This is a genomic window from Microbacterium allomyrinae (assembly GCF_020682705.1).
Taxonomy (GTDB): domain Bacteria; phylum Actinomycetota; class Actinomycetes; order Actinomycetales; family Microbacteriaceae; genus Microbacterium; species Microbacterium allomyrinae.
The window spans coordinates 457106-481753 of the sequence record NZ_JAGTTN010000002.1; the positions used below are offsets into that span (position 1 = coordinate 457106).

At 68.2% G+C, this 24648-nt stretch carries 24 protein-coding genes and 1 tRNA gene; 4 read left to right on the top strand and 21 right to left on the bottom strand.

Going from position 1 to position 24648, the window contains the following annotated elements:
- Nucleotides 1-9 precede the first annotated feature (9 nt).
- The 5 genes from KEC57_RS08530 to dusB all read right to left on the bottom strand — a co-directional run bounded on the left by KEC57_RS08530 (nucleotide 10) and on the right by dusB (nucleotide 5364).
- Nucleotides 10-82, bottom strand: a tRNA-Asn gene (locus KEC57_RS08530).
- A 65-nt stretch (nucleotides 83-147) separates the two neighbouring features.
- A complete protein-coding gene (locus KEC57_RS08535; RefSeq protein WP_229384137.1) occupies nucleotides 148-936 on the bottom strand; it encodes an ATP-binding cassette domain-containing protein in 789 nt (262 codons plus the stop codon).
- A gap of 54 nt (nucleotides 937-990) precedes the next feature.
- A complete protein-coding gene (dnaG, locus tag KEC57_RS08540) occupies nucleotides 991-2847 on the bottom strand; it encodes a DNA primase (protein ID WP_229384138.1) in 1857 nt (618 codons plus the stop codon).
- Nucleotides 2847-4187, bottom strand: a complete 1341-nt coding sequence (locus KEC57_RS08545) for a deoxyguanosinetriphosphate triphosphohydrolase (RefSeq protein ID WP_229384418.1) — start codon at nucleotides 4185-4187, stop codon at nucleotides 2847-2849. The genes dnaG and KEC57_RS08545 overlap by 1 nt, the downstream gene beginning before the upstream one ends.
- 10 nt (nucleotides 4188-4197) lie before the next feature.
- Nucleotides 4198-5364 (bottom strand): tRNA dihydrouridine synthase DusB, encoded by a 1167-nt coding sequence (gene dusB, locus KEC57_RS08550; RefSeq protein WP_229384139.1) that lies wholly within the window; start codon nucleotides 5362-5364, stop codon nucleotides 4198-4200.
- A 92-nt stretch (nucleotides 5365-5456) separates the two neighbouring features.
- On the opposite strand from dusB, the gene KEC57_RS08555 reads away from it, so the two are divergent.
- A complete protein-coding gene (locus KEC57_RS08555; RefSeq protein ID WP_229384140.1) occupies nucleotides 5457-5960 on the top strand; it encodes a glutathione peroxidase in 504 nt (167 codons plus the stop codon).
- Between the two features lie 105 nt (nucleotides 5961-6065).
- Here the strand turns inward: KEC57_RS08555 and KEC57_RS08560 are convergent, their stop codons facing one another.
- From KEC57_RS08560 to recO, 3 genes are read right to left on the bottom strand one after another with little or no spacing between them, the layout of a single operon-like run.
- The gene (locus tag KEC57_RS08560; RefSeq protein ID WP_229384141.1) at nucleotides 6066-6746 is read right to left on the bottom strand and encodes a DsbA family oxidoreductase; all 681 of its coding nucleotides are present in this window, start codon (nucleotides 6744-6746) and stop codon (nucleotides 6066-6068) included.
- Between the two features lie 53 nt (nucleotides 6747-6799).
- Nucleotides 6800-7603 carry an isoprenyl transferase gene (locus KEC57_RS08565; protein WP_229384142.1) on the bottom strand — a complete coding sequence of 268 codons (804 nt, stop codon included), beginning with the start codon at nucleotides 7601-7603 and terminating at the stop codon, nucleotides 6800-6802.
- Entirely contained in the window at nucleotides 7600-8343 is a 744-nt protein-coding gene (gene recO / locus KEC57_RS08570) for a DNA repair protein RecO (protein ID WP_229384143.1), read from the bottom strand. Before recO ends, KEC57_RS08565 begins: the two co-directional genes overlap by 4 nt.
- A 95-nt stretch (nucleotides 8344-8438) precedes the next feature.
- Between recO and KEC57_RS08575 the strand changes: the two genes are divergently transcribed.
- Genes KEC57_RS08575 through KEC57_RS08585 form a run of 3 tightly spaced genes read left to right on the top strand, consistent with a single transcriptional unit; the run spans nucleotide 8439 to nucleotide 10267 of the window.
- Entirely contained in the window at nucleotides 8439-8906 is a 468-nt protein-coding gene (locus KEC57_RS08575; protein WP_229384144.1) for a MarR family winged helix-turn-helix transcriptional regulator, read from the top strand.
- Complete coding sequence (locus tag KEC57_RS08580; protein ID WP_229384145.1) at nucleotides 8903-9541, top strand: hypothetical protein; 639 nt, start codon at nucleotides 8903-8905, stop codon at nucleotides 9539-9541. The genes KEC57_RS08575 and KEC57_RS08580 overlap by 4 nt, the downstream gene beginning before the upstream one ends.
- A 39-nt stretch (nucleotides 9542-9580) precedes the next feature.
- Complete coding sequence (locus tag KEC57_RS08585; RefSeq protein WP_229384146.1) at nucleotides 9581-10267, top strand: trimeric intracellular cation channel family protein; 687 nt, start codon at nucleotides 9581-9583, stop codon at nucleotides 10265-10267.
- 111 nt (nucleotides 10268-10378) lie between these two features.
- On the opposite strand, the gene leuA is transcribed toward KEC57_RS08585, so the two are convergent.
- The 13 genes from leuA to KEC57_RS08650 form a co-directional block, all read right to left on the bottom strand.
- Nucleotides 10379-12139: a 2-isopropylmalate synthase gene (gene leuA, locus KEC57_RS08590; RefSeq protein WP_229384147.1), complete on the bottom strand. Its 1761-nt coding sequence runs from the start codon at nucleotides 12137-12139 to the stop codon at nucleotides 10379-10381.
- A gap of 240 nt (nucleotides 12140-12379) precedes the next feature.
- Entirely contained in the window at nucleotides 12380-13348 is a 969-nt protein-coding gene (gene era, locus KEC57_RS08595) for a GTPase Era (protein ID WP_229384148.1), read from the bottom strand.
- Nucleotides 13345-14697: a hemolysin family protein gene (locus tag KEC57_RS08600; protein ID WP_229384149.1), complete on the bottom strand. Its 1353-nt coding sequence runs from the start codon at nucleotides 14695-14697 to the stop codon at nucleotides 13345-13347. Before KEC57_RS08600 ends, era begins: the two co-directional genes overlap by 4 nt.
- Entirely contained in the window at nucleotides 14694-15164 is a 471-nt protein-coding gene (gene ybeY, locus KEC57_RS08605) for an rRNA maturation RNase YbeY (RefSeq protein ID WP_229384150.1), read from the bottom strand. The genes KEC57_RS08600 and ybeY overlap by 4 nt, the downstream gene beginning before the upstream one ends.
- A complete protein-coding gene (locus KEC57_RS08610; protein WP_229384419.1) occupies nucleotides 15161-16189 on the bottom strand; it encodes a PhoH family protein in 1029 nt (342 codons plus the stop codon). The genes ybeY and KEC57_RS08610 overlap by 4 nt, the downstream gene beginning before the upstream one ends.
- A gap of 52 nt (nucleotides 16190-16241) precedes the next feature.
- A complete protein-coding gene (locus tag KEC57_RS08615; protein ID WP_229384151.1) occupies nucleotides 16242-16589 on the bottom strand; it encodes an HIT domain-containing protein in 348 nt (115 codons plus the stop codon).
- 56 nt (nucleotides 16590-16645) lie between these two features.
- Nucleotides 16646-17404, bottom strand: coding sequence for a 16S rRNA (uracil(1498)-N(3))-methyltransferase (locus KEC57_RS08620; protein ID WP_229384152.1), 759 nt, complete (start codon nucleotides 17402-17404; stop codon nucleotides 16646-16648).
- Between the two features lie 3 nt (nucleotides 17405-17407).
- A complete protein-coding gene (dnaJ, locus tag KEC57_RS08625) occupies nucleotides 17408-18520 on the bottom strand; it encodes a molecular chaperone DnaJ (RefSeq protein ID WP_229384153.1) in 1113 nt (370 codons plus the stop codon).
- Nucleotides 18521-18571: 51 nt separating this feature from the next.
- On the bottom strand, nucleotides 18572-19612 hold the full coding sequence (hrcA, locus tag KEC57_RS08630; RefSeq protein WP_229384154.1) for a heat-inducible transcriptional repressor HrcA: 1041 nt from the start codon (nucleotides 19610-19612) through the stop codon (nucleotides 18572-18574).
- 98 nt (nucleotides 19613-19710) lie between these two features.
- The gene (hemW, locus tag KEC57_RS08635) at nucleotides 19711-20928 is read right to left on the bottom strand and encodes a radical SAM family heme chaperone HemW (protein ID WP_229384155.1); all 1218 of its coding nucleotides are present in this window, start codon (nucleotides 20926-20928) and stop codon (nucleotides 19711-19713) included.
- Nucleotides 20929-20935: 7 nt separating this feature from the next.
- Nucleotides 20936-21586, bottom strand: a complete 651-nt coding sequence (locus KEC57_RS08640; RefSeq protein ID WP_229384156.1) for a DUF1990 domain-containing protein — start codon at nucleotides 21584-21586, stop codon at nucleotides 20936-20938.
- 10 nt (nucleotides 21587-21596) lie between these two features.
- Nucleotides 21597-23450 carry a translation elongation factor 4 gene (gene lepA / locus KEC57_RS08645; protein WP_229384157.1) on the bottom strand — a complete coding sequence of 618 codons (1854 nt, stop codon included), beginning with the start codon at nucleotides 23448-23450 and terminating at the stop codon, nucleotides 21597-21599.
- Between the two features lie 52 nt (nucleotides 23451-23502).
- Nucleotides 23503-24645 (bottom strand): pyridoxal phosphate-dependent aminotransferase, encoded by a 1143-nt coding sequence (locus KEC57_RS08650; RefSeq protein WP_229384158.1) that lies wholly within the window; start codon nucleotides 24643-24645, stop codon nucleotides 23503-23505.
- Nucleotides 24646-24648: the final 3 nt, after the last annotated feature.

The following is a 24648-nucleotide window of genomic DNA, read 5'->3' on the forward strand; positions in this document are numbered from 1 at the left end:
GGCCGTTCGCTCCCCCACTTGGACTCGAACCAAGAACCTATCGGTTAACAGCCGATTGCTCTGCCAATTGAGCTATGGAGGAATGTCCCGCACTCTCGCGCGGGCAACCATCCCATATTAGCAAAGCCGAAAGGGTGCTCGTGACATTCAGGAGGAGATGAGTCGATGATCGGCGTCTGCGCTGGGAGTCCAGAGGAGATCGTTCGTGCCGTGTCCGTAGGCGATCGCGTGGCCGCCGCGCAGCACCAGCACATCGGCATCGAGGTCGCGCACCACGTCTTTGTCGTTCGTGACGACGAGCGCCGCCATGCCGAATTCGCTTCGCCGGCGCACGATCGCGTCGCGGGCGGCCTTTCGCACTTCGATGTCGAGGTTGGAGAACGGCTCGTCGGCGATGAGGAGACGCGGCTCCAGCATGAGTGCACGCGCGAACGCGACACGCTGCCGCATGCCTGCGCTCAGCTCGTACGGATACTTCGGCGCGGCGCCGAGCGGCAGCATCAACTCGTCGAGCAGAGAGGCCACCCGCACGGCCAACGCGCGCGGATTCACGTGCCGGTCACGGCTCGTGAGCGGCTCGCCGATCGCTTCGGCGACGGTCAGCCGCGCCGGCAGATGCGCGCCCGCGGACTGGGGCAGGTAGCCCGTGCAGTACGCCAGCAGGCGGTGCTCGCGACCGGGACGACGGATCGAGATCCCTTCCACGAACGCGGCGCCGCCGACGACGGCGAGCCCGTGCTCGTCGATTCCGGCGAGCACCGCGGCCAGCGAGGACTTACCGGCACCCGTCGGTCCGAGCAGTGCGAGCGTGCCGGCGCGCGGCAGCCGGAACGAGACGCCGTCGATCACCCGCTGCACGGGACCGCCGCGGCGCGATCGGGCGATCGACAGGTCGGTGCAGTCGATCGCGACATCGTCGTCTCGTCGGCGGGGCATGCCCACATCCTGCCCTGTCATCGTGTCCGTCGCCAGGAGGGACGCGGGGGCGGATCACACCTCGTCGGCGACGACCTGGCGACGCGCGTCGATTTCGCGCAGCCGCAGACGTATGCTGCGGCCTTCCTCGGAATCCGCCGGCACGCGCTGGATCGCGCCGAGCAGCTCGCTCTTCTCGCGGGCCAGGCCGCGCATGAGGAGTCTGCGCGCCAAGTCGGTCGCCGAAGACACCGCCTCGTCGTCGTTCGACGCCGGGAAATCGCTCGCGAGGAGTTCGGCCCCCAGTGATCGAAACGGCTCGCGCACGGCGGTGACGGCATCCATCGCCCACCCGGGCCGCTGCATATCGGGGGCGTTCTGCACCGCCACGCGCACCGCATCCAGGGCGGGATGGCGGAACGGCAGTTCGAGAGCGCGTGCGACGAGGTCGGCGTCCATGCGGTGGCCGAACTGCAGCACTCCCATGAGCGCATCGCGCTCGATGCCGACGTCGGGGGTTCGCGGCAGAGACGCGACGCTCACGCGCATCGCCGCCTCGTCGGCGGGAACGTCGACCGGGGCGGCACCGGACGTGCCGTCGCGCCGCGAGCCGAGGCCGCGTGCGGCCCGTTCGACCTCGCGGCGGACGTCTTCGGTGTCCATGCCGAGGCGTCGGGCGAGCACGCGCACGTACTCGGGCTGCAGGAGGGGATCGCGCAGATCCGCGACGACCGGGGCTGCAGCGCGCAGTGCCCCCACACGGCCCTCCACGCTCGCGAGGTCGAAGCCCGAGATCCGCTGATCCAGGACGAACTCGACCATCGGCACCTTCGTCTCGATGAGTCCTCGCACCGCACCGTCTCCGCGCGCCAGTCGCAGATCGCACGGGTCGAGGCCTTCGGGACCGGTCGCGACGTAGGTCTGGGCGTTGAACCGCTTGGCGTCGGCGAACGCGCGCAATGCGGCCTTCTGACCTGCGGCATCCGGATCGAACGTGAACACGACTTCGCCCGCGGTGGTGTCGTCGCCCATGACCCGGCGAAGCACCGAGATGTGATCCGACCCGAACGCGGTGCCGCACGTCGCGATCGCGGTCGTGATCCCCGCGAGATGGCATGCCATCACATCCGTATACCCCTCGACGACCACCACGCGGTGCGAGCGGGAGATGTCGCGTTTGGCGAGGTCGAGGCCGTACAGCACCTGGGCCTTCTTGTAGATCGTCGTCTCGGGGGTGTTGAGGTACTTCGGGCCCTGGTCATCGTCGAAGAGCTTGCGCGCGCCGAACCCGATCACCTGACCGGTGACGTCGCGGATCGGCCACACCACCCGGCCGCGGAATCGGTCGTAGACCCCCCGCTGACCCTGCGAGACGAGACCCGCGGTGCTGAGCTCCTCGTCGCTGAATCCCTGCGAACGAAGCGCGGAGTGCATCGCGGACCAGCCTTTGGGCGCGTATCCGACGCCGAAGTGGGCGGCGGCGCCCGCGTCGAATCCGCGCTCTCCGAGAAAGCGGCGGGCGATGTCGGCGTCGGGGGTGGCGAGCTGAGCGCGGAAGTACTCCGCCGCGGCGGAGTTCGCGGCGTAGAGCCGCGTGCGCCCGGTGTTCTCGGGCGCAGCCCCGCCGTCTTCGTAGTGCAGCGCGAAGCCGATACGCCCTGCGAGCCGCTCGACCGCCTCGGTGAACGACACATGGTCCATGGCACGCAGGAACGAGTAGACGTCGCCCGACTCGCCGCAGCCGAAGCAGTGGTAGAAGCCGGCCTGCGGACGCACATTGAAGCTGGGACTGCGTTCGTCATGGAAAGGGCACAGCCCCTTCATCGCGCCCACCCCGGCGTTCTTGAGCGCCACACGCTCCCCGATGATGTCGGCGATGTTCGTGCGCGCCTTCACCTCGTCGACGTCCGCTTGCCGGATGCGCCCCGCCATCAGCGGGCCTCAGGAGGCGTGGACGTGGCGGTGTGGGCCGCGTCCATGGGGCGGGCGCCGGGCGCCCATACACCGAGGGATGCCGCGTCCACGGGTGCGACGAGCGAGCCGTGCCACGCGATCGCGAGCTGATCCGTGAGGCTGGCGACCTGGTCGACGACGACGCGGCGTCGCGCGGCGTAGGTCTCTGCCACGGCGAAGTCCTGCGCGTGCAGCGGATCGAGGGAATCGGGACGCTCCCACAGTGCCGTCGCGAGGCGCTTGAGGACGCGTCGCTGCTCCTTGTAGAGGTCCTTACGGCCCTCTATCGACACGACGAAGGCGCCGATCGTGCCCTTCAGCACCGCCATCTCGGCCTGCACCACGCGCGGAACGATGAGACGGCCGCGATAGCGGGTGAGCACCGACGTCTCATAAGCGTCGCGAGTCGCTGTGGTGGCTGCCCGTGCGAAGCGGCCGATGAGGTCGGAGGTCAGGTTCTTCAGGCCCGCCAGCGACGCGCGCGTGCCGTCGAACGAGTCGATCCATTCGGGGATGCGCATGAGTCGGTACAACGCGTCCTCGAGCTCGTCGCGGGCGAAGTCGAACCCGACCCAGGCCTGGATCGCGGTCAGCAGAGCCTGGTGCTCGGCCGGGGCGGCCAGACGTGCAGGGTCGAGATAGCCGTTCACGACGGCATCCTCGAAGTCGTGCACGGAGTATGCGATGTCGTCGGAGAGATCCATGACCTCGGCCTCGATGCAGCGCACGCGCCCCGGAGCGCCCTCGCGCATCCAGCGGAATACGTCCTCGTCCTCGGGATAGACCCCGAACTTGAGGCGGCCGCCGGGATCCGGCAGTGGATGATCCGCCGTCCACGGGTATTTGCAGGAGGCGTCGAGGCTCGCCCGGGTGAGGTTCAGGCCGAAGCTCCGCCCGCCGGCGTCGATCACCTTGGGTTCGAGACGACTGAGGATGCGCAGCGTCTGGGCGTTGCCCTCGAACCCGCCGACATCCGCCGCCCACTCGTTCATGGCGCGCTCGCCGTTGTGGCCGAACGGCGGGTGACCGAGATCGTGGCTGAGGCACGCCGTATCGACGACATCCGCCGCGAGATGAAGCGCAGTCGCGAGTTCGCGCCCCACCTGTGCCACTTCGAGCGAGTGCGTGAGGCGGTTGCGGGCGAAATCGGCGGGACTCGCCGGGCTCAGCACCTGCGTCTTGGCCGCGAGGCGTCGCAGCGCCGCAGAATGCAGCACGCGCGCACGGTCTCTCGCGAATCCGTCGCGCTGGGACCGGTGGTGCTCTGCGTGGAAGCGCGCGGCATCCGCATCGTCGTAGCCCGGCGGCCGCTCCGACATGCCGACGCCCTCACCCGCCACTGTGGTCGAGTTCTGCGTCGGCGAGGGCACAGGATGCCTCGGCGCCGAGATCGCGCGAGTCCAGCCAGCCGTCGGGGAGCGCGGGGCGCTTGGGGGTGCCGGCGCGGCCTCGCTGACCTTCTGCGGCGTGACCGGGGTAGGGCGCGGCGAGATCCATCTCGGCCAGGAGGTCGTCGATCTCGGCCAGAGTCGAAGCGGTGGCCAGACTCGCACGCAACTCGCCGCCGACCGGGTAGCCCTTGAAGTACCAGGCGACATGCTTGCGGATGTCACGGCATCCGCGCCCCTCGTCGTCGAAGAACTCCACCAGCAGCTCGGCGTGACGGCGGAAGGCCTGCGCGACGAATGCGAGCGTGGCGTCGACCGGCGGGCCGGCTGCGGCGTCGGGTTCGCCGAGGGCGCGCGCGAGATCACCGAACAGCCAGGGTCGGCCGAGGCATCCGCGACCCACGACCACACCGTCGCAGCCCGTCTCGGCCATCATCCGCGCGGCGTCGTCGGCCGACCAGATGTCGCCGTTGCCGAGGACCGGGATGCTCGTCACGGCTTCCTTGAGCTTCGCGATCGCCGACCAGTCGGCCTGGCCCGAGTAGAACTCCGCCGCTGTGCGGGCGTGGAGTGCAACGGCGGCGACGCCGGCGTCCTCGGCGATCCGGCCGGCGTCGAGGTAGGTGATGTGGTCGGAGTCGATTCCCTTGCGCATCTTCACCGTGAGCGGGATGTCGCCGGCCGCGCGCGCCGCGCGCGTCACGATGTCGCGGAAGAGTCCGAGCTTCCACGGCAGTGCGGCGCCGCCGCCCTTGCGCGTGACCTTGGGGACGGGGCATCCGAAGTTCAGGTCGATGTGATCGGCGCGGTCCTCTTCGACCAGCACGCGCACCGCACTCTCGACCGTTGCGGGATCGACTCCGTACAGCTGGATCGAGCGAGGCGTTTCGGACTCGTGGTGCGTGATGAGCCGCATCGTGGTCGCATTGCGCTCGACGAGCGCCCGCGAGGTGATCATCTCGCTGACGTAGAGGCCGGCGCCGTATTCGCGGCACAGGCGCCGGAATGCCGTGTTCGTGATTCCGGCCATCGGAGCGAGCACGACGGGCGCATCGAGTTCGATGGGCCCTATTCGGAGGGTGCGCGCGGGAGCTATGGCGGTTGTCACGGGTTCATTCTCCCAGACTTGCGCTGAGTGAGCGCAGCGAGCCGAAGTGCGAATCCGGCCCCCGCCCGAATCGCAGGCCTTAGCCTGGGGGCATGACAGAGGCGACCAAGACCGACCTGCGCGAGATCCCGTTCCAGACCGCCGACGGCGGCACCGCGACTCTGGCCGATTTCGGAGAACAGGTGGTCCTGGTCGTGAACGTCGCATCGAAGTGCGGACTGACACCCCAGTACGAACAGCTCGAGCAGCTGCAGCGCGCGTACGCCGATCGCGGATTCACCGTGCTGGGCTTCCCGTGCAACCAGTTCATGGGGCAGGAGCCGGGATCGATGGATGAGATCCTCGAGTACTGCTCGACGACCTGGGGCGTCACCTTCCCGGTCGTCGACAAGGTGAAGGTCAACGGCGGTAAAGCAGCGCCGCTCTACAAGGCGTTGAAGAAGGCAGAGGACGCCGAGGGCAAGAAGGGCCCGATTCTGTGGAACTTCGAGAAGTTCGTGCTGACGCCGGAGGGTGGCGTGCATCGATTCCGTCCGAACGTGAAGCCGGATGACCCGGCGATCGTCGAGGTCATCGAGTCGCACCTGCCGCGCTGAGCCCGTCGAGCAGGCGGGCGCCGGCTCACTCTGCGGAGAATCGCAACAGCGCGCGAGAATCATCGTGATTCTCGCGCGCTGTTGCGTTGTGGCGTTGCGAGGGAGTCAGGCGTCGACGTCCGCGGGCTCGCGATTCTCTGCCCACACCTGGCGGACGATCTGAGCGAACGCCTCGGCGGGCTGGGCGCCCGACACGCCGTACTTGCCGTCGATCACGAAGAACGGCACGCCGTTGATCCCGTAGGCCTGAGCCTGGGCCTGGTCGGCGCGGACGGCCTCCAGGTATCGACCGGACTGCAGCGCCTCGCGCGCGGCGTCGGCATCGAGGCCGGCATCCGTCGCGAGTGCGACCAGCTCGTCCTCACGGCCGAGGTGGCGTCCCTCGGTGAAGTACGCCGCCATCAGTCGCTCGGCGAGTTCGTGCTGGCGTCCCTGCTCCTTCGCGAAGTGCAGCAGCTCGTGCGCCTTCACCGTGTTGGTGTGCTTGAGCAGGTCGAAGTGATAGTCGAGTCCCGCCTCGGCGGCGACTCCCGTCACGCGCTCCAGCATCTGCTGCACCTGCTCGCGCGCCATACCCTTGTGCTGCGACAGGAAGTCCAGCTCGTCGCCTTCGAAATCGACGGGGGTGTCGGGCGAGAGCTCGAACGAGTGGAAGGTCACCTCCACTGCGGGGGCGTCCTCATCAGCGGATGCCTCGGCCAGCCCCTTCTCGAGATTCCGCTTGCCGATATAGCACCACGGGCAGGCGATGTCGCTCCATACGTCGATCTTGATGGCGTCCGTCATGCTGGTGACAACCCGAGGATCCGGGGGATCTATTCCGGGGAATGCGCCCCGAGTCACGCCGTCGGGGTGTCGACGGCCCCGCCGAAACGTCGCTCGCGGCCGAGGTAGGCGTCGATGCCGTGCCAGAGGTCGGCCCGGGTGAAGTCGGGCCAGAGGGTGTCGAGGAAGACGAACTCGGCGTACGCAGATTCCCACAGCAGGAAGTTCGACGTGCGCTGCTCGCCGCTCGATCGCAGGAACAGATCGACGTCGGGCATGTCCGGCTGGTAGAGCCGGCGCTGGATGAGCTTCTCCGACACGGCCGACGGCTTGAGGCGTCCGGCGGCGACGTCGTCGGCGATCGAGCGCATCGCGTCGACGAGCTCGACGCGGCCGCCGTAGTTCACGCACATCGTGAGCGTCAGCACGTCGTTGTCGGCGGTCAGGCGCTCGGCGTGCTGCAGCTCTTTGATCACCGAGCTCCAGAGGCGTGGCCTGCGACCCGCCCATCGCACCCGGACCCCCCACTCGTTCAGCTGGTCGCGGCGGCGGTGCAGAACATCGCGGTTGAATCCCATGAGAAACCGGACCTCGTCGGGAGAGCGGGCCCAGTTCTCGGTCGAGAACGCATAGACCGACAGGTGCTTCACGCCGATCTGGATGGCGCCGGCGACCACGTCGAGCAGCGACGCCTCGCCCGCCTTATGCCCCTCGATGCGCGTGAGGCCGCGGCGGTTGGCCCATCGCCCGTTGCCGTCCATGACGATGGCGACGTGATGAGGCACCGTTCCCGTCTCGTACTCGGAGGGGTAGACGCCGGTCCAATCGAGTGGACGATACGCCACTGCGTCGCGATGCGTGTAGGGCTTGGGGCTCACCGGCGGCCTTCCTGCGGGGCGGCTGAGACGTGGGACAGCGAACGGATGCCGCGCTCGAGATGCCATTGCGCGTACGCCGCGATGAGTCCGGAGGCGGCCGCGGACGACGCCGGGGACGCGGCATCCACGTCGTCCCATTCACCGGCCATGAGGGAGTGCATGAGCATGACGGTGGGCGCTGCGACGCGCGCCGCGCCGGTGGGGGCGCAGTCACCGCAGATCATGCCGCCGAGCTGCGCGACGAAGGTGTCGTGCGGCCCGCTGCGACCGCAGCGGGCGCATTCGGTGAGGCCGGGGGCCCAGCCGGAGAGCGCCATCGCCCGCAGCAGGTACGAATCGAGGACGGCGCGAGCGACGTGCTCGCCGCGAGACAGTGCACGCAGCCCGCCGACGAGGAGGAGGTATTGCTGCGGCGTCGCCTCGGCCTCGTTGAGCCTGTCGGCCGCTTCGACCATCGCGTGCGCGGCGGTATAACGGTCATAGTGGACGGCGATCTGGGCGCCGTACGAGCCGAGCGACTCGGCCTGCTGCACGATGTCGAGCGAGCGCCCCTGGTACAGCTGGACATCGGCGACCATGAACGGCTCCAGTCGCGCCCCGAAGCGCGACGTCGTGCGCCGCACGCCTTTCGCGACGGCGCGCAGCTTGCCGTGTCGACGGCTGAGCATCGTCACGATCCGGTCGGCCTCGCCCAGTTTATGGGTGCGCAAGACCACGACTTCATCGCGGTAGGTGGGCACGCTTCAATTATGGTCGCCGCCTCCCCCGCGGGACGCTACGGCGCGGCCCGTTGCGTCAAGATGGACCGCCGCATCATTATGTAGACATATTCACTATGTCTGGTACGCAGATTCTTGACTCCCTCCTCGGCATCTCGCAGTTGCTCCATGCCGACCAGGAGCGCGAGCTCGACCGTCGCGGTCTCACCACATCCCGGACGCACCTGCTCTGGGTGCTCTATCACGGCGGTCCGCAGACCCAGGTGCACCTCGCGGAGGCCATCGGCGTGACGCCCCGCAACGTGACGACGCTCGTCGACGCCCTCGACGCCACCGGGTTCGCCCGCCGCGAGCCTCATCCGAGCGACAGACGAGCGGTGCTCGTGCAGCTCACCGAGCGCGGACTCTCGATCATGGAGACCATGGATGCCGAGCACACCGCCCTCGGCTCCGATCTGGTGGCGGGACTCGATGCCGAGACGGTGCAGACCGCGCTGCAGGCGCTCGCCCACATTCAGGAGCGTCTGCACCTGCTGATCGCCGAGCACGACCACCGACAGCGCGAGCGCACGGAGATCGGATGAACGTCGGAATCAGGCCCTCATCGCCGACGCCGGGTGGTCGGTTGGCCGGAATCGCCCGTACCGCGTGGCGCGCCGAGGTCGGGATCTGGCAGAGCCTCTATCGGTGGGTCTTCCGTCGACCGCGCGTGCCGGTCGGTGCCTCGGCGTTCGCCTACCACTCCCCTGTCCTGACGATCCTCATCGTCTTCATCTCGCTCTCCGCCCTCGAGATACCCATCATCGATCTCATCGTGCATCCGTGGCCGTGGGTGCGAATCCCCCTGCTCGTGCTCGGGATCTGGGGTGTCACATGGATGGTGGGACTGCTGCTCAGCTACCTCACCCGACCACACGCCGTCGGGCCCGCCGGCATCCGTGCCCGCGTCGGCGCCGACATCGACGTCGACCTGCCCTGGGAGGCCGTCGCGTCGGTCGAGCGCTCGCGAGACGTCACGGAGAAGGCCCCCAAGATCAGGCGCGAGGCGCACGGACGCACGCTCGCGCTGCGCATGCAGAACGAGACCAACGTTCTCGTCGTGCTGGAGCATCCTGTCGCGACCCGTCTGCGCGGAGAGGTCGTCGACGTCGACGCGGTCCGCCTCTGGGCCGACGACGTCGACGGATTCCTCGCCGCGGTGCGCACGCACATCCCCTGAGATGCCACGCGAGCTTCGCGACTCGCCGACAATGGAGGGGTGAACGAGCCGATCTTCGTGATCCCCCTGTGGGCAGACCTCATCGCCGTGGGCCTCGGTGGCATCCAAGGAGCACTCTTCGCATCGGGGTTCCGCGGGGAGCGGCGCCTCGACCTGCTCGGCGTGGCGATCATCGGCATCGTCGTCGGCATGGGCGGCGGCCTCATCCGCGACCTGCTCCTGAATGTCACGCCCACCACTCTGCAGAGCAACTGGTACCTGCTGACCGCAACGCTCGCCGCCCTGCTCGGCATGCTGCTGGCAGGGCTGTTCCAGCGTCTCAACGCACTCATTCTCGGGCTCGACGCTCTCGTCATCGGCCTGTTCGGCGCGTTCGGCACCAGCAAGGCCCTCGTGCTCGGACTTCCGGTCGTTCCCGCCGTCTTCGTCGGAGTATGCGCAGCGGTGGGCGGCGGCATCCTGCGCGACATGATCATGGGCCTTCCCGTCGCGATCATGCACGTCGGGTCCCTCTACGCGGTCGCAGCCGGCGCAGGATGCCTCGTGCTCGCGACCGCGCACGGGCTGGGGGCGAATGTCGTGGTCGCGGCCATCATCGGCATCGTCGTCACCACCGTGATCCGACTGCTCGCGGTGATCTTCGACATCTCACTGCCCGAGCAGCGCGCCCTCTACCGCCGCAAGGTCGCCGTCGAAACGACCGCGATACCGATCATCAAGCCGTGACCCGAATCGTGACAACTCAGCTGCGACGAGCAGGCGACACACAGACGAGACCGTGGGAGGGGCCCACGGTCTCGTCAGATGCCGGCGCGCTGTCGGCGTGGTCGCTGCGGGTCAGACCGCGGCGAGGGCGCCGGAGCGCTCGCGCGTTCGGATCGCGCGGTTGACACCCGAGACGATCGCCTTCAGGGATGCCGTCGAGATGTCGCCGTCGATGCCGACGCCCCACAGGCGCTCGCCGTCGACCTGCAGCTCCACGTAGGACGCGGCCTGGGCATCGCCTCCTGCGCTCAGGGCATGCTCGACATAGTCGTACAGCGTCACGTCGAAGCCATGCGAGCGCACGATCTCGAGGAACGCGGCGACCGGACCATTGCCCCGACCGGAGGCCTCGTACCGCTCATCGCCGTCGCGCAGGGTGACGTCGAGAGAGACGTCACCCGACATGTCGCTGCGGGTGCTGGTGGCGAGCAGCTCGAAGCGGCCCCAGCGATCGTCGGCCTTCTCGGTGGGCAGATACTCGTCGTGGAAGATCGCCCAGATCTGGTCGCTGGTGACCTCGCCGCCCTCGGCATCCGTCTTCGCCTGCACGACACCCGAGAACTCGATCTGGAGCTTTCGAGGCAGGTCGATCGCGTGGTCGGTCTTCAGTAGGTACGCGACGCCGCCCTTGCCGGACTGCGAATTCACCCGGATGACCGCTTCGTAGGAACGGCCCAGATCCTTCGGGTCGATGGGCAGGTACGGCACGGCCCATTCGATCTCGTCGACCGTGACGCCTTCGGCCGAGGCTCGCGCGTCCATCGCCTCGAAGCCCTTCTTGATGGCGTCCTGGTGCGAGCCGCTGAACGCGGTGAACACGAGGTCGCCCGCCCACGGGCTGCGCTCGGGCACGGGCAGCTGATTGCAGTACTCGACAGTCCGCTTGACCTGATCGACGTCGCCGAAGTCGATCTGCGGGTCGATCCCCTGCGTCAGCAGGTTGATGCCCAGCGCGACGAGATCGACGTTTCCGGTGCGCTCACCGTTTCCGAACAGGCAGCCTTCGATGCGATCGGCGCCAGCCATGTAGCCGAGCTCGGCCGCCGCGATCGCCGTGCCGCGGTCGTTGTGCGGGTGCAGTGACAGGATCACGTTCTCGCGGTGCGCGAGACGTCGCGACATCCACTCGATCGAGTCGGCGTACACGTTCGGCGTCGCCATCTCGACCGTCGCGGGCAGGTTGATGATCACCTTGCGTTCGGGCGTGGGCTCGAAGACCTCGATCACCTGGTTGCAGATGTCGACGGCGAACTCGAGCTCGGTGCCGGTATAGCTCTCGGGCGAGTACTCATAGAAGACGGCCGTCTCGGGGATGCGCTTCTCGAACTCGCGGCACAGCCGCGCGCCCTCGAGCGCGATGTCGATGATGCCCTGCTTGTCGGTGCGGAAGACCACGTCGCGCTGCAGCACACTCGTCGAATTGTAGAGATGGACGATCGCGCGCTTCGCGCCGGCGATCGACTCGTAGGTGCGCTCGATCAGGTGCTCGCGCGCCTGCGTCAGCACCTGGATGGTGACGTCGTCGGGGATCAGGCCTTCTTCGATGAGCTGGCGTACGAAGTCGAAGTCCGTCTGACTCGCCGAGGGGAACCCGACCTCGATCTCTTTGTAGCCCATACCGACCAGCAGATCGAACATGATCCGCTTGCGTTCAGGACTCATCGGATCGATGAGCGCCTGGTTTCCGTCGCGCAGGTCGACCGCGCACCAGCGGGGTGCGGTGGTGATCCGCTGCGCGGGCCAGGTACGGTCGGGCAGGTCGATCCCGAACTGCTCGTGGTAAGGCCGGTACTTGTGGATCGGCATTCCCGAGGGCTTCTGGTGGTTCTGCATGGTTCGTCGCTTCCGTTGTCGCCGCGATCAGGTCGCCTGATCGGGCTGGCTCAATGCCGGATGGTGCGGGCCAACAGGAAGCTCCGCGACGAGGAAGGCCCTAGAACGAGGTCTCGTCGCGGCGGCTAAGAAGAAGGAGCCCGCGGAAGCGCATGTACCGATGGTAGCAGGATGCCGCGAATGGGGGCGTGACCCACTTCGCAGGCCGTCCACATCGATGAGTTCGCCGCACCGACCGGATCAGAACCCGAGGCGTCCGAGCTGCTTCGGATCTCGCTGCCACTCCTTCGCGACGCGCACGTGCAGCTTCAGGAACACGTTGGTACCGACGAGCGGCTCGATCTGCGCGCGTGCGCGAGCCCCCACGTCACGCAGGCGCGAGCCCTTGTGCCCGATGATGATCGCCTTCTGACTGTCGCGCTCCACGATGAGGTTGGCGTGGATATCGGTCATCGACCCCGTCTCGCGCTGGGAGATGTCCTCGATCGTCACCGCGATCGAGTGCGGCAGCTCGTCGCGGACGCCCTCGAGGGCTGCCTCGCGGATGATCTCGGCGATGCGATCCTCGAGCGACTCGTCGGTGACGACGCCCTCTCCGTACAGCGGCGGCCCGACCGGCATGAGCGAGAGCAGCTCGTCGGTCAGCACATCGAGCTGATCGTTGGTGAGAGCAGACAGCGGGATCACCGCCGCCCAGTCCTCGCGCAGTGCGTCGACCTCGAGCAGCCGCTCCGTGATCTGATCGCGGGAGGCGGCATCCGTCTTCGTGACGATCGCGACCTTCTTCGCGCGGCGATACCCGCCGAGTGACTCGGCGATCCGGCGGTCGCCGGGGCCGACCTTCTCGGTCGCGGGCACGCAGAAGCCGATGACATCGACGTCTCCGAGCACCTGTTCCACGAGGTCGTTGAGTCGCTGGCCGAGAAGAGTCCGCGGTTTGTGCAGACCCGGGGTGTCGACGATCACGAGCTGGCCGGATGGCCGGTTGACGATGCCGCGGATGGCTCGGCGGGTGGTCTGCGGCTTGTCGCTGGTGATGGCGACCTTCTCGCCCACGAGGGCGTTGGTGAGCGTGGACTTGCCGACATTCGGTCGTCCGACGAACGTGACGAATCCGGAGCGCCCGTCGTCTGAATCGCCGCGCACCTCGTTCGCGCGACGCGCATCGTCGTCGGGAAGCGAAGCCGAATCGGCGGTGGGATCGGTCATGGGTTTTCCCCCTTCTTCGACACGCGCACCTCTCCGGTGCGTGTGCCGGTGGTGCGGATCTCACCGGTGCGCGGTGAGCGATCATTGTCTGGACGGCCCTCGCCGCGCTCGACGAACACCGTCGAGATCCCGCGGCCGCGGCCTCGCGCTGCGCCGCCGGTCAGAACCAGCCCGGCGTATTCCGCCGTCGCTCCCGGCTGCGGCACGCGTCCGAGCGCCTTGCCGAGCAGTCCGCCGATCGAATCGACGTCCTCGTCTTCGAGCTCGATCCCGAAGAGGTCGCCGACCTCGTCGAGTCCCAGTCTCGCGCTGACACGATAATGTCCGGGCTCCATCTCGGTGACCTCGTCGGCGCGCGGGTCGTACTCGTCGGCGATCTCGCCCACGAGTTCCTCGATGAGGTCCTCGAGGGTCACCAGACCCGAGACACCGCCGTACTCGTCGATGACGAGGCACACGTGGACCGCGTCGCGCTTCATCTGCTGCAGCAGCGATTCGGCTTTCATGGACTCGGGCACGAACACCGCGGGGCGGGTGATCCGCGTGATGGGGGCATCTCGCCAGCCGGACTCGTCACGGAAGCCGAACTGCACCAGATCCTTCAGGTAGAGCACCCCGATCACATCGTCGGCCTCGTCGTCCACAACGGGGACGCGCGAGATGCCGTTGTCGAGGAAGATCGTCATCGCGTCCCGAGTCGAGGCCGATGCGTCCACTGTCACCATGTCGGTTCGCGGCACCATCACCGCGCGCACGAAGGTGTCGGTGAAGTCGAAGACCGAGTGGATGAGTTCCCGGTCGTCCTGCTCGATGAGGGCGTTCTCGGCCGCCTCGTCGATGATGCTGAGGAGCTGCTCCTCGGAGGCGAACGAGGACCCGCGCGACGCGCCCGGCGTGATGCGCGTGCCGAGCGCCACGAGCCCGTGCGCGAGCGGGCCCAGGATGATGCGCACGCCGCGGATCACGGGCGCCGCGCTGCGCAGCAGACCCTTGGCGTGCAGGCGTCCGACCGAGCGGGGACTCGCCCCGACGACGACGTACGAGACCCCTGTCATCAGCACGGCCGCCGCGAGCATCGCCCACCAGATGTTCTCGAACAGCAGGGTGAACGCAACGGTCACGAGCACCGCGGCGGTCGTCTCGGCGAGCACGCGGATGAAGATCACCGCGTTGGCATGTGCCTCGGGATCCGCGGCGATGCGGTGAAGGATCGCGGCATTGCGCCCCGCGGCGCCCAGCTCGGCGAGATCGGCCCGCGAGGTGACGCCGAGCGCGGCGTCGATCGACGCCATGAGGGCACCGAATGCCAGCAGCAGCGCGGCGGCGACGAGCAGGAGGGCTGCGGTCATGCGCGAGGTCGCCGGCGTTCGGCGGCCTGGAACGACGTGATGAGCTCGCGCTGCAATCCGAACATCTCGCGCTCCTCGTCGGGCTCGGCGTGGTCGAACCCGAGGAGGTGGAGCAGCCCGTGCGTGGTCAGCAGGACCAGCTCGTCCTCGGTGCTGTGCTTGGCGGCGACCGCCTGCGTCTCTGCCACCTGGGGGCACAGTACGATGTCGCCGAGCAGGCCGGGAGGGGTCGGTGCGTCCTCGGTACCGGGGCGCAGCTCATCCATGGGAAAGCTCAGGACGTCGGTCGGACCGGGCTCGTCCATCCACTGCACATGCAGCGCCTCCATCGCTCCCTCGTCGACGAGGAGGATTGCGACATCGGCGTCTGGACTCACGTGCAGCTCGCCGAAGTTGTGTTCCATCAGGCGCAGCAGCACCGTCTCGTCGACGGCGATCCCGGACTCGTTGCCGATCTCGATGGTCATGCTCGTCCTCGCTTCGGAAGGTGATCGCGCGGACCGGACGGCCGCGCAGCTGAGCGCTTCTCAGCGCGGTTGGCGAACTCGGATGCCTCGTCCCGCTCACGCCGCCCGGCGAGCCGCCTCTCGTCGTACTCGGTGTACGCGTCGACGATCCGCCCGACGAGGGTGTGCCGGACGACGTCCTCGCTGGTGAGATAAGCGAAGTGGATGTCCTCGATGCTGTTGAGCACCCGCGTCACCAGTCGCAGGCCCGAGGCGCCCTGCGGCAGGTCGACCTGGGTGATGTCTCCGGTCACGACCATCCGCGTGCCGAATCCCAGACGCGTGAGGAACATCTTCATCTGCTCGGGGGTCGTGTTCTGCGCTTCGTCGAGGACGACGAACGAGTCGTTCAGAGTGCGGCCGCGCATGTACGCAAGAGGTGCGACCTCGATGGTGCCCGTCGCCATGAGCTTGGGGACGATGTCGGGATCCATCATCTCGTTGAGCGCGTCGTACAGCGGGCGAAGGTACGGATCGATCTTGTCGTTGAGCGTTCCGGGAAGGAAGCCCAGGCGCTCCCCCGCCTCGACCGCGGGCCGTGTGAGGATGATGCGGCTGACTTCCTTGCGCTGCAGTGCCTGCACCGCCTTCGCCATGGCGAGGTACGTCTTGCCAGTGCCGGCAGGCCCGATGCCGAAGACGATGGTGTTCTCTTCGATCGCGTCGACGTAGGCCTTCTGCCCGAGCGTCTTCGGGCGGATGATCTTGCCGCGCGAGGACAGGATCGCCTCGCCGAGAACCTCGGATGGACGCGGGCCGCCCTCGGTGCGCAGGATGCGGCTCGACGACGACACATCCGACTCGCCGAGCGCATGACCGGCCTTCGTCATGGCCAGCAGCTCATCCACGAGGGATCGGGCGGCGGCCACGGCACCGGCCTCTCCGGTCAGGGTGATCTCGTTGCCGCGCACGTGGACGTCGACGCCGGGATGCTCCTTCTCGACCACGCGCAGAAGGCGGTCCTGCGGGCCGAGCAGTTGCACCATTGCGACCCCGTCGGCATACACCCGATCGATCACGGGTTCCGAGGCTGATTCGTCAGGCACCAAGGCTCGCTTCCTCGAGTCCTCCGGCAAGCACATGGGCATGCACGTGGAAGATGGTCTGGCCCGCGTTCGGGCCGGTGTTGAAGACCAGACGGAAGTCCCCGTCTGCGTGTTCGGCCGCCAGGCTGTTGGCGAGGCCGACGACCTCGGAGAGAAGGTCGGGGTCTCCTGCCGCGAGCTCGACGACGTTTCGGTACTGCTCGGTCTTGGGGATCACCAGCAGATGCACCGGCGCCTTGGGGGCGATGTCGCGAATAGCGAACGCGTTCTCGGTCTCGGCGATGATCTCGGACGGGATCTCGCCGGTGCGGATGCGCGTGAAGATGGACGGTTCGCTCATGCGGCAAGTCTACTGACGGGGTGTCGCTCTCGTCCTGGTCGGGCGGGGATGGGGACTCACCAGCGACCGATTGCCGCGCTTACGACGGCCAGCGCCGCCGGCCCGGCGGTCGACGTGCGCAGCACGGTGTCGCCCAGCCGCACGAGCTGCGCGCCGCCGCGGGCGAGGGCGTCGAGCTCGTCGGAGGCGATGCCGCCCTCGGGGCCGACGACCATTACGACATCGTCCTCGCGATCGTCGAGCGCGAGCGAGGTGAGTGCCTCTTCTGCGTTCGGCTCGAGTACCAGGACGACCGCAGACGCAGCCAGCGCTGAGAGTTGCGCTGTGGTGGCGAGAGCGCCCACCTCGGGAACCCAGGCACGGTGCGCCTGCTTGGCCGCCTCGCGGACGATGCCCGCCCAGCGGTCGCGACCCTTCTGAGCCTTCGCGGCATCCCACCGGGAGACGCTTCGCGCAGCCTGCCACGGAACGATCTCGTCGACGCCGAGCTCGGTCGCCGCCTGGACGGCCAGTTCGTCGCGGTCGCCCTTCGCGAGCGCCTGCACGAGCACGAGGCGACGTGTCGGTGCGGGAACGTCGGCGCGGGACGAGATCCGCACGATCACTTCACGCGGGGCGACCGACTCGACCTCACCCGAGAGCCAGGTGCCGCGACCGTCGCCGATCGTGACCTGCTCCCCCGTGCGCACCCGCCGCACCGCCGCCGCGTGGTGCGCCTCCGCGCCGGTGAGCGTCACCGGGTCGCCCGGTCCCGCGTCCGACACTTCGGCACCGGCACCGGCACCGGCACCGTCGAGAAGGAAGTGCAGGGGCATCTGTCAGGCGCTCCGGAAGCGATCGCGCAGCTTCGCGAACAGACCCTGGTGGAACTCGGCGAGCTTCGGCTCAGGGGCCTTCGTGCGCTTGGCGAAATCCTCGATGAGTGCGCGCTCCTTGGCATCCAGCCGGGTCGGCGTCACGACGTGAAGTCCGACCTTCAGGTCGCCGCGCTGCGAGCCCCGCAGGGGCGTGATGCCGCGACCCTTGATCGTGAGTACGTCGCCGCCCTGCGCACCTGCGCGGACCTCGAGCTCGACAGATCCGTCGAGGGACTGGATGGTCGTCGTCGTGCCGAGGATCGCGTCGGACATCGATACCTCGAGGGTGGCGAGCAGGTCGTCGGCATCGCGGCTGAAGATCTCATGGGGCGAGACGGTGACCTCGATGTACAGATCGCCGTTGGGACCACCGGCGGGGCCGACCTCGCCCGAGCCCGGGAGCTGCAGCCGCAGCCCCGTCTCGACGCCGGCCGGGATGTCGAGCGACACCGTCCGGCGCGCGCGCACCCGGCCCTGGCCCTGGCATGTCGCGCAGGGGTACGGGATCGTCGTGCCGTAGCCCTGGCACACGTTGCACGGCTGGTTGGTCACCACGTTGCCGAGGAGGCTGCGAACCTGACGCTGCACGTTGCCGGTGCCGTGGCAGATGTCGCATGTGACCGGGCTGGTCCCAGGCTGGCAGCACGAGCCCTGACACGTCTCGCACAGCACCGCGGTGTCGACCTCGATGTCGCGGTGCACGCCGAAGACGACATCGGCGAGTTCGAGGGTGACGCGCACGAGGGCGTCCTGGCCGCGCTCACGGCGTGAGCGGGGTCGCCCCCCGCGGGCGCCGCCGGCGCCGCCGAAGAACGTCTCGAAGATGTCGTTGAATCCACCGAACCCGCCGGCACCGCCGAAGCCGCCGCCGTCGCCGCCCATGTCGTAGCGTGCGCGCTGGTCGGGGTCGCTCAGCACGTCGTAGGCATGTGTCACGAGCTTGAATCGCTCGGACGCCTCTTCGCCGGGGTTCACATCGGGGTGGAGCTGGCGCGCCAGGCGCCGGTACGCCTTCTTGATCTCGTCGATGGAGGCGTCTCGCGAGACGCCGAGGACCTCGTAATGGTCAGCCACTTTCGCCTTCCTGCCGCGACATGGCCGCGGGATCGTGTGTGCGCGACCGCGTCAGCGGCTGCTCTCGTCTTCTTCGAGCATCCGCGTGAGGTAGCGCGCGACGGCTCGCACCGCCGCGAGGTTCGTGGGATAGTCCATGCGTGTGGGCCCGAGCAGCCCCACACGGGCGCGAGAGCCGGTCGCGTCGTAGTCGCTGGCGACCACGGAAGCCTCGGCCAGGCCGAACGGCTCGTTCTCCCGCCCGATGCTGGTCGACAGGCCCTGCGAGTCGGTGACCATCTCGCCCATGAGGCGCAGGATCGTGACCTGCTCCTCGATCGCCTCGAGGAGGGGGTAGATGCTTCCCCGGAAATCCGATTCCCGTCGGGCCAGTGTCGCGCTGCCGGCCATCACCAGGCGGTCCTGGCGGAACTCCTCGAGCTCCTCGGCCACGGCGCGGACGATCTCGTCCGTCGCGGCCTCATGGGGCGCCGCAGCGGGCGAGGCCTCCGAGAGCCGGTCGGCGATCCGCAGCAGCCCTTCGCGCACCGAGCGGCCGACGAGCAGCGTGCCGAGCTCCGCGCGGATGCGGGCGAGATCGGAGTCGTCGAACTCGTCGCGGACGAACGTCAGCCGCTGCGAGACGCGGCCGGTATCGGTGACGACGATGACGAGCATCCGCCCGCCGCCCAGCTGGACGAGCTCGACGTGGGTGACGTGAGCGCGGGCGAACGACGGGTACTGCACGATCGCGACCTGGCCGGTGAGCTGCGTGAGCGCGCGGACAGTACGCGAGAGCACGTCGTCGAGGTCGCTGGAGCCATCGAGGAATGAGCCGATCGCCGCGCGCTGGGCTGAGGACAGCGGGCGCAGTTCGGCGAGATGGTCGACGAAGACCCGGTAGCCCTTGTCGGTCGGCACGCGACCCGACGACGTGTGCGGCGCGGTGATCAGCTCTTCGTCTTCGAGGAGGGCCATGTCGTTGCGGATCGTGGCGGCGGAGACGCCGAAGGCGTGCCGTTCGACGATCGCCTTGCTGCCGACCGGTTCATGGGTGTCGACGTAGTCCTGGACGATCGCTCGCAGCACTTCGAGTCCGCGTTCGCTGACCATCCCGCCTCCTCACGCTGCTGTCGACACCAAGGGTTTGGCACTCGCATGACTGGAGTGCCAATTCTACCGGATGCGATGGGCCGGAGCGGGAAGGCGCGTCACTCCGTCAGCGCGCGAACGACAGCGTCCGCGAGCAGACGCCCTCGGCGGGTGAGCACGATGCGCCCTCGCAGCGCGGTCGGGCCGTCGATCAGTCCGTCGGCGATGAGCGCGGCGACCGCGTGCCTTCCCTCGCCGAGCAGGTCCGCGACGGCGAGTCCTTCGCGGATGCGACTGCGCAGCAGGACGTTCTCGAGGAGACGGGCAGAGGCATCCGGCACCTCCCGCCCCGCCGCGGGCGACTCGCCAGCGGCGAGCCGCTGGGCGTACGCCGCCGGATGCTTGACGTTCCAGAACCGTGTGCCCGAGATGTGGCTGTGTGCCCCCGGCCCGAAGCCCCACCAATCCGCGCCCGTCCAGTAGGCGAGGTTGTGGCGCGAGCGGTGGCGTTCGTCGCGCGCCCAGTTGGACACTTCGTACCAGTCGAACCCGGCATCGGCGAACTGCTCGTCGGCGAGCTCGTACATGTCGGCCTGCAGGTCGTCGTCTGGCGCGACCACTTCGCCGCGCCGGATCTGACGTGCGAGCTTCGTGCCGTCCTCGATGATGAGCGCGTAGGCCGACACATGGTCGGGTTCGAGTGCGACGGCGGCGTCGAGCGAGGCGCGCCAGTCGTCGATCGACTCGCCCGGCGCGCCGTAGATGAGATCGACGCTGACGTCGAGTCCCGCCCCGCGTGCAGCGGTCACGGCCGTGCCTACACTGGCGGGCTCGTGGGTGCGGTCCAGCGCGGCGAGGACGTGCGGGACGGCAGACTGCATGCCGATCGACAGACGCGTGACTCCGGATGCCGCGAGTTCGGCCGCGACGGCGTCGGTGACGGTATCGGGGTTGGCCTCGACCGTGATCTCGGCATCCGCATCGACGCCGAACGTCCGGCGCACGCCGTCCAGCATGCGCGCGAGGTCGCCCGGAGGCAGGAGCGTCGGGGTACCGCCGCCGAAGAACACCGTCGAGGCGGGACGGAGTCCGCCGGCGCGCTCGAGCACCCGGGCGGCCAGATCGACCTCGCCCAGCAGCGTGTCGGCGTACTCGTCCTGGCGCGCGCCGCGCAGCTCGGACGATGTGTACGTATTGAAGTCGCAGTAGCCGCAGCGCACGCGGCAGAACGGCACATGGAGGTACACGCCGAACGGCGCGGCGGCATCGACGAGAGTGCCGGACGGGAGTGAGCCGTCCGCCGGAACGGGCTCACCGAGAGGAAGCGCGGAGCCCATCTGAGCGTCAGGCAGGCGTCGTATACAGGGGCGAGATCGCCCGCAGATATCGGGTGAACAGCTCCCGTCGGCGTCGGCGGGTCAGAGCGGGTACCAGGCGGTACAGGAACGACTGCGGCGCGTCGAAGGCTCGCACGGTGAACCACACCTCGTCATTGTCATGCCAGTCGAGCATGAACGACTCTTCCCCGCTCACGACCGAATCGCTGACGGTTCCGAGGGCGAACCCCACGCGCCGCGGCTCCTCGACGGCGAAGATCACGCGCAGCTCGGCATCCGCCCGCATGCCGCTCACGCGACCGTCCACGCGGATCGTGGTTCCCGCGCCCACATAGGGCGTCCCGTCGCTGTCGTAGCGCAGATCGGTGTCGGACCGGCTCGGGGCGATCGCATTGCCCTCGGCGTCGAAGCTGACGCCCGAGTACATCGGTCCAGACGCGGGGCGCACATCCTTGAGCGTGAGGCCCGCACCGCGCTGCGCGGTCCATGACATGAGGGCCTCGCCGGCCGCCTGGAAGCGTGCTTCGCCGCTGCCGATGCGCCACGACTCCTCGGCCGGGATGCTCCGCTCCGGCGGAAAGTGCATCAGGTCGGGTGCTTGCGTCGCACCGACCGCGGCGTAGTCGACGGTGTCGTCCCGGAAGTTTCCTCGACGCATGACGACCAGCCTACTTGGCGTCCTTCTTCTCGACGTCGCCCGACAGCGCGGCGATGAACGCCTCCTGGGGGACCTCCACGCGACCGACCATCTTCATGCGCTTCTTGCCCTCCTTCTGCTTCTCGAGCAGCTTGCGCTTGCGGCTGATGTCGCCGCCGTAGCACTTCGCGAGAACGTCCTTGCGCATAGCGCGAATCGACTCGCGTGCGATGATGCGCGCGCCGATCGCGGCTTGGATGGGCACCTCGAACTGCTGACGCGGAATGAGCTTCTTGAGACGCTCGGTCATGAGCACGCCGTACGCATAGGCCTTGTCGCGGTGCACGATGGCGCTGAACGCATCGACCGGTTCGCCCTGCAGCAGGATGTCGACCTTGACCAGATCGGCTTCCTGATCGCCACTGGGCTCGTAGTCGAGCGAGGCGTATCCCGCCGTCTTCGACTTCAGGTGGTCGAAGAAGTCGAACACGATCTCGCCGAGCGGCATGCTGTAACGGATCTCGACACGGTCCTCACCGAGATACTCCATGCCGAGCAGGGTGCCGCGACGCGACTGGCACAGCTCCATGATCGTGCCGACATAGTCCTTGGGCGCGAGGATCGCGGCCTTGACCATCGGCTCGGTCACACTGGCGATCTTCGTGCCGGAGGGGAACTCGCTCGGGTTCGTGACGGTGAACGACTTCTTGTCGTCGGTCAGAACCTCGTACGTCACCGACGGAGCGGTGGAGATGAGGTCGAGACCGAACTCGCGCTCGAGACGCTCGGTGACGATCTCGAGGTGCAGGAGACCCAGGAATCCGCAACGGAACCCGAACCCGAGCGCGACCGAGGTCTCGGGCTCGTAGTTCAGCGAGGCATCCGACAGCTTCAGCTTGTCGAGTGCTTCACGCAGAACCGGGTAGTCGCTACCGTCGATCGGGTAGAGGCCCGAGAAGACCATCGGCTTGGGGTCGGTGTAGCCGGGCAGCGCAGCTTTGGAGGGCTTCGCCGCGCTGGTGACGGTGTCGCCGACCTTGGACTGGCGGACGTCCTTCACACCCGTGATCAGGTAGCCGACCTCGCCCACGCCGAGACCCTTGGTGGGGGTCGGCTCGGGCGAGGAGACGCCGATCTCGAGAAGCTCGTGCACCGCGCGGGTCGACATCATCTGGATGCGTTCGCGCGGATTGAGGGAACCGTCGATCATGCGGACGTAGGTGATCACGCCGCGGTACGAGTCGTAGACCGAGTCGAAGATCATCGCCCGGGTCGGAGCGTCCGGATCGCCCTTCGGCGCGGGGATCTGCGCGACGACATGGTCGAGCAGCTCCTCGACGCCCATGCCGGTCTTGCCGCTGACCCGCAGTACGTCCTCGGGCTTTCCGCCGATCAGTCCGGCCAGCTCTTTCGCGTACTTCTCGGGGTCCGCCGCCGGCAGGTCGATCTTGTTCAGCACGGGGATGATCTGGAGGTCGTTCTCGAGCGCGAGGTAGAGGTTCGCGAGCGTCTGCGCTTCGATTCCCTGCGCGGCGTCGACGAGAAGGATCGCGCCCTCGCAGGCGGCGAGCGACCGGCTCACCTCGTAGGTGAAGTCCACGTGGCCGGGCGTGTCGATCATATTGAGCGTGAACGTGCCCTCGGCCGTGGCCCACGGCATCCGCACCGCCTGGCTCTTGATCGTGATGCCGCGCTCGCGCTCGATGTCCATGCGGTCGAGGTACTGCGCGCGCATGTCGCGGTCGGAGACGACGCCGGTGATCTGCAGCATGCGATCGGCCAGTGTCGACTTGCCGTGGTCGATGTGGGCGATGATGCAGAAGTTGCGGATCAGCTCGGGCGGAGTCGCGGACGGCTCGAGAGGCTTCAGGGCGCGGGGTGACATATCCCGACGATTCTACGGGTGACGGATGCCGTCATCCTGCGCGTCCGCCCGGTCACGCCGGTGCGGGGATGCGAGCGAGTCCTTCCAGGAGCTGATCGCGCTCGCTCGCGACGCACACCCGGATCCATCCTTCCCCCGACGCGCCGAAGGCGGTGCCGGGCGCGACGGCGACGCCGGACTCGTCGAGGAACCGTTCGCACCAGGCCATGACGTCGCCGCCCGAGACGTGCGCGACGTCGATCCAGAGGTAGAACGCACCGGTCGGAGTCAGGTAGCGCAGGCCGCGGTCGTCGAGGGCAGCAGTCGCGGCGGAGAGGTTGTCGCGGTAGTGCGCGGCCGCACGCAAGACATCGCGCTGGTCTCCCTCGAGTGCGACCAGAGCAGCGCGCTGGGCGGGCTCGTCGACGCAGCTCACGACCGCCTCCTGAACTCGCAGCATGGTCTGGCGCCATCCCGGCGGGGTCACGAGCCACCCGACGCGCGCACCCGTCATGGAATGGGTCTTCGACATCGAGAACACCGACAGCACCCGCCCATCGTCGTCCAGCGTCGCGGGGCTCACGTGCGGTTCGCCCCAGGTGAATCGCTCGTACACCTCGTCGCTGATGATCCACAGATCGTGGCGCCGTGCGAGATCGACGAGCGCCTCGAGCGTCGGGCGGTCGAACGTCGATCCGAGCGGATTCGACGGCGTGTTGACGATGATCGCGCGGGTGCGCGGTGTGATGAGGGATTCGAGTTCGGCGAGGTCGGGCTGGAACGACCGCTCGGGCCGCAGCGGATAAGGGACGGGTTCGGCCTGCAGAAGGCGCGCGTTCATCGTGAACGTGGTGTAGCCGGGATCGGGCACCAGCACCTCGTCGCCGCGCGACAGGGTCAGCGACATCGCCAGATAGAGGGCCTGCGTCGCCCCCACGGTGACCCACACCTGCTCCACGTCGACGGTGAGACCGTTCTCGCGGGCGAGCTTGTCGACGATCGCTTCGCGAAGAGCGGGGATTCCGCCGTTCGGGGTATAGCGGATCGCACCCTGTCGCCAGGCCTCGGCGGCGGCATCCCGGATCCGCTCCCCCGCCACCTCGCCCGGCTCGCCGACCGCGAGGATGATCGTGCCGGGACGGCGCAAGGCCATCTCGAGGATGTGACGCACTCCCGAACCGGGCATGCGCGCGACGTGGGGGGCGATCTCGGGCATGCC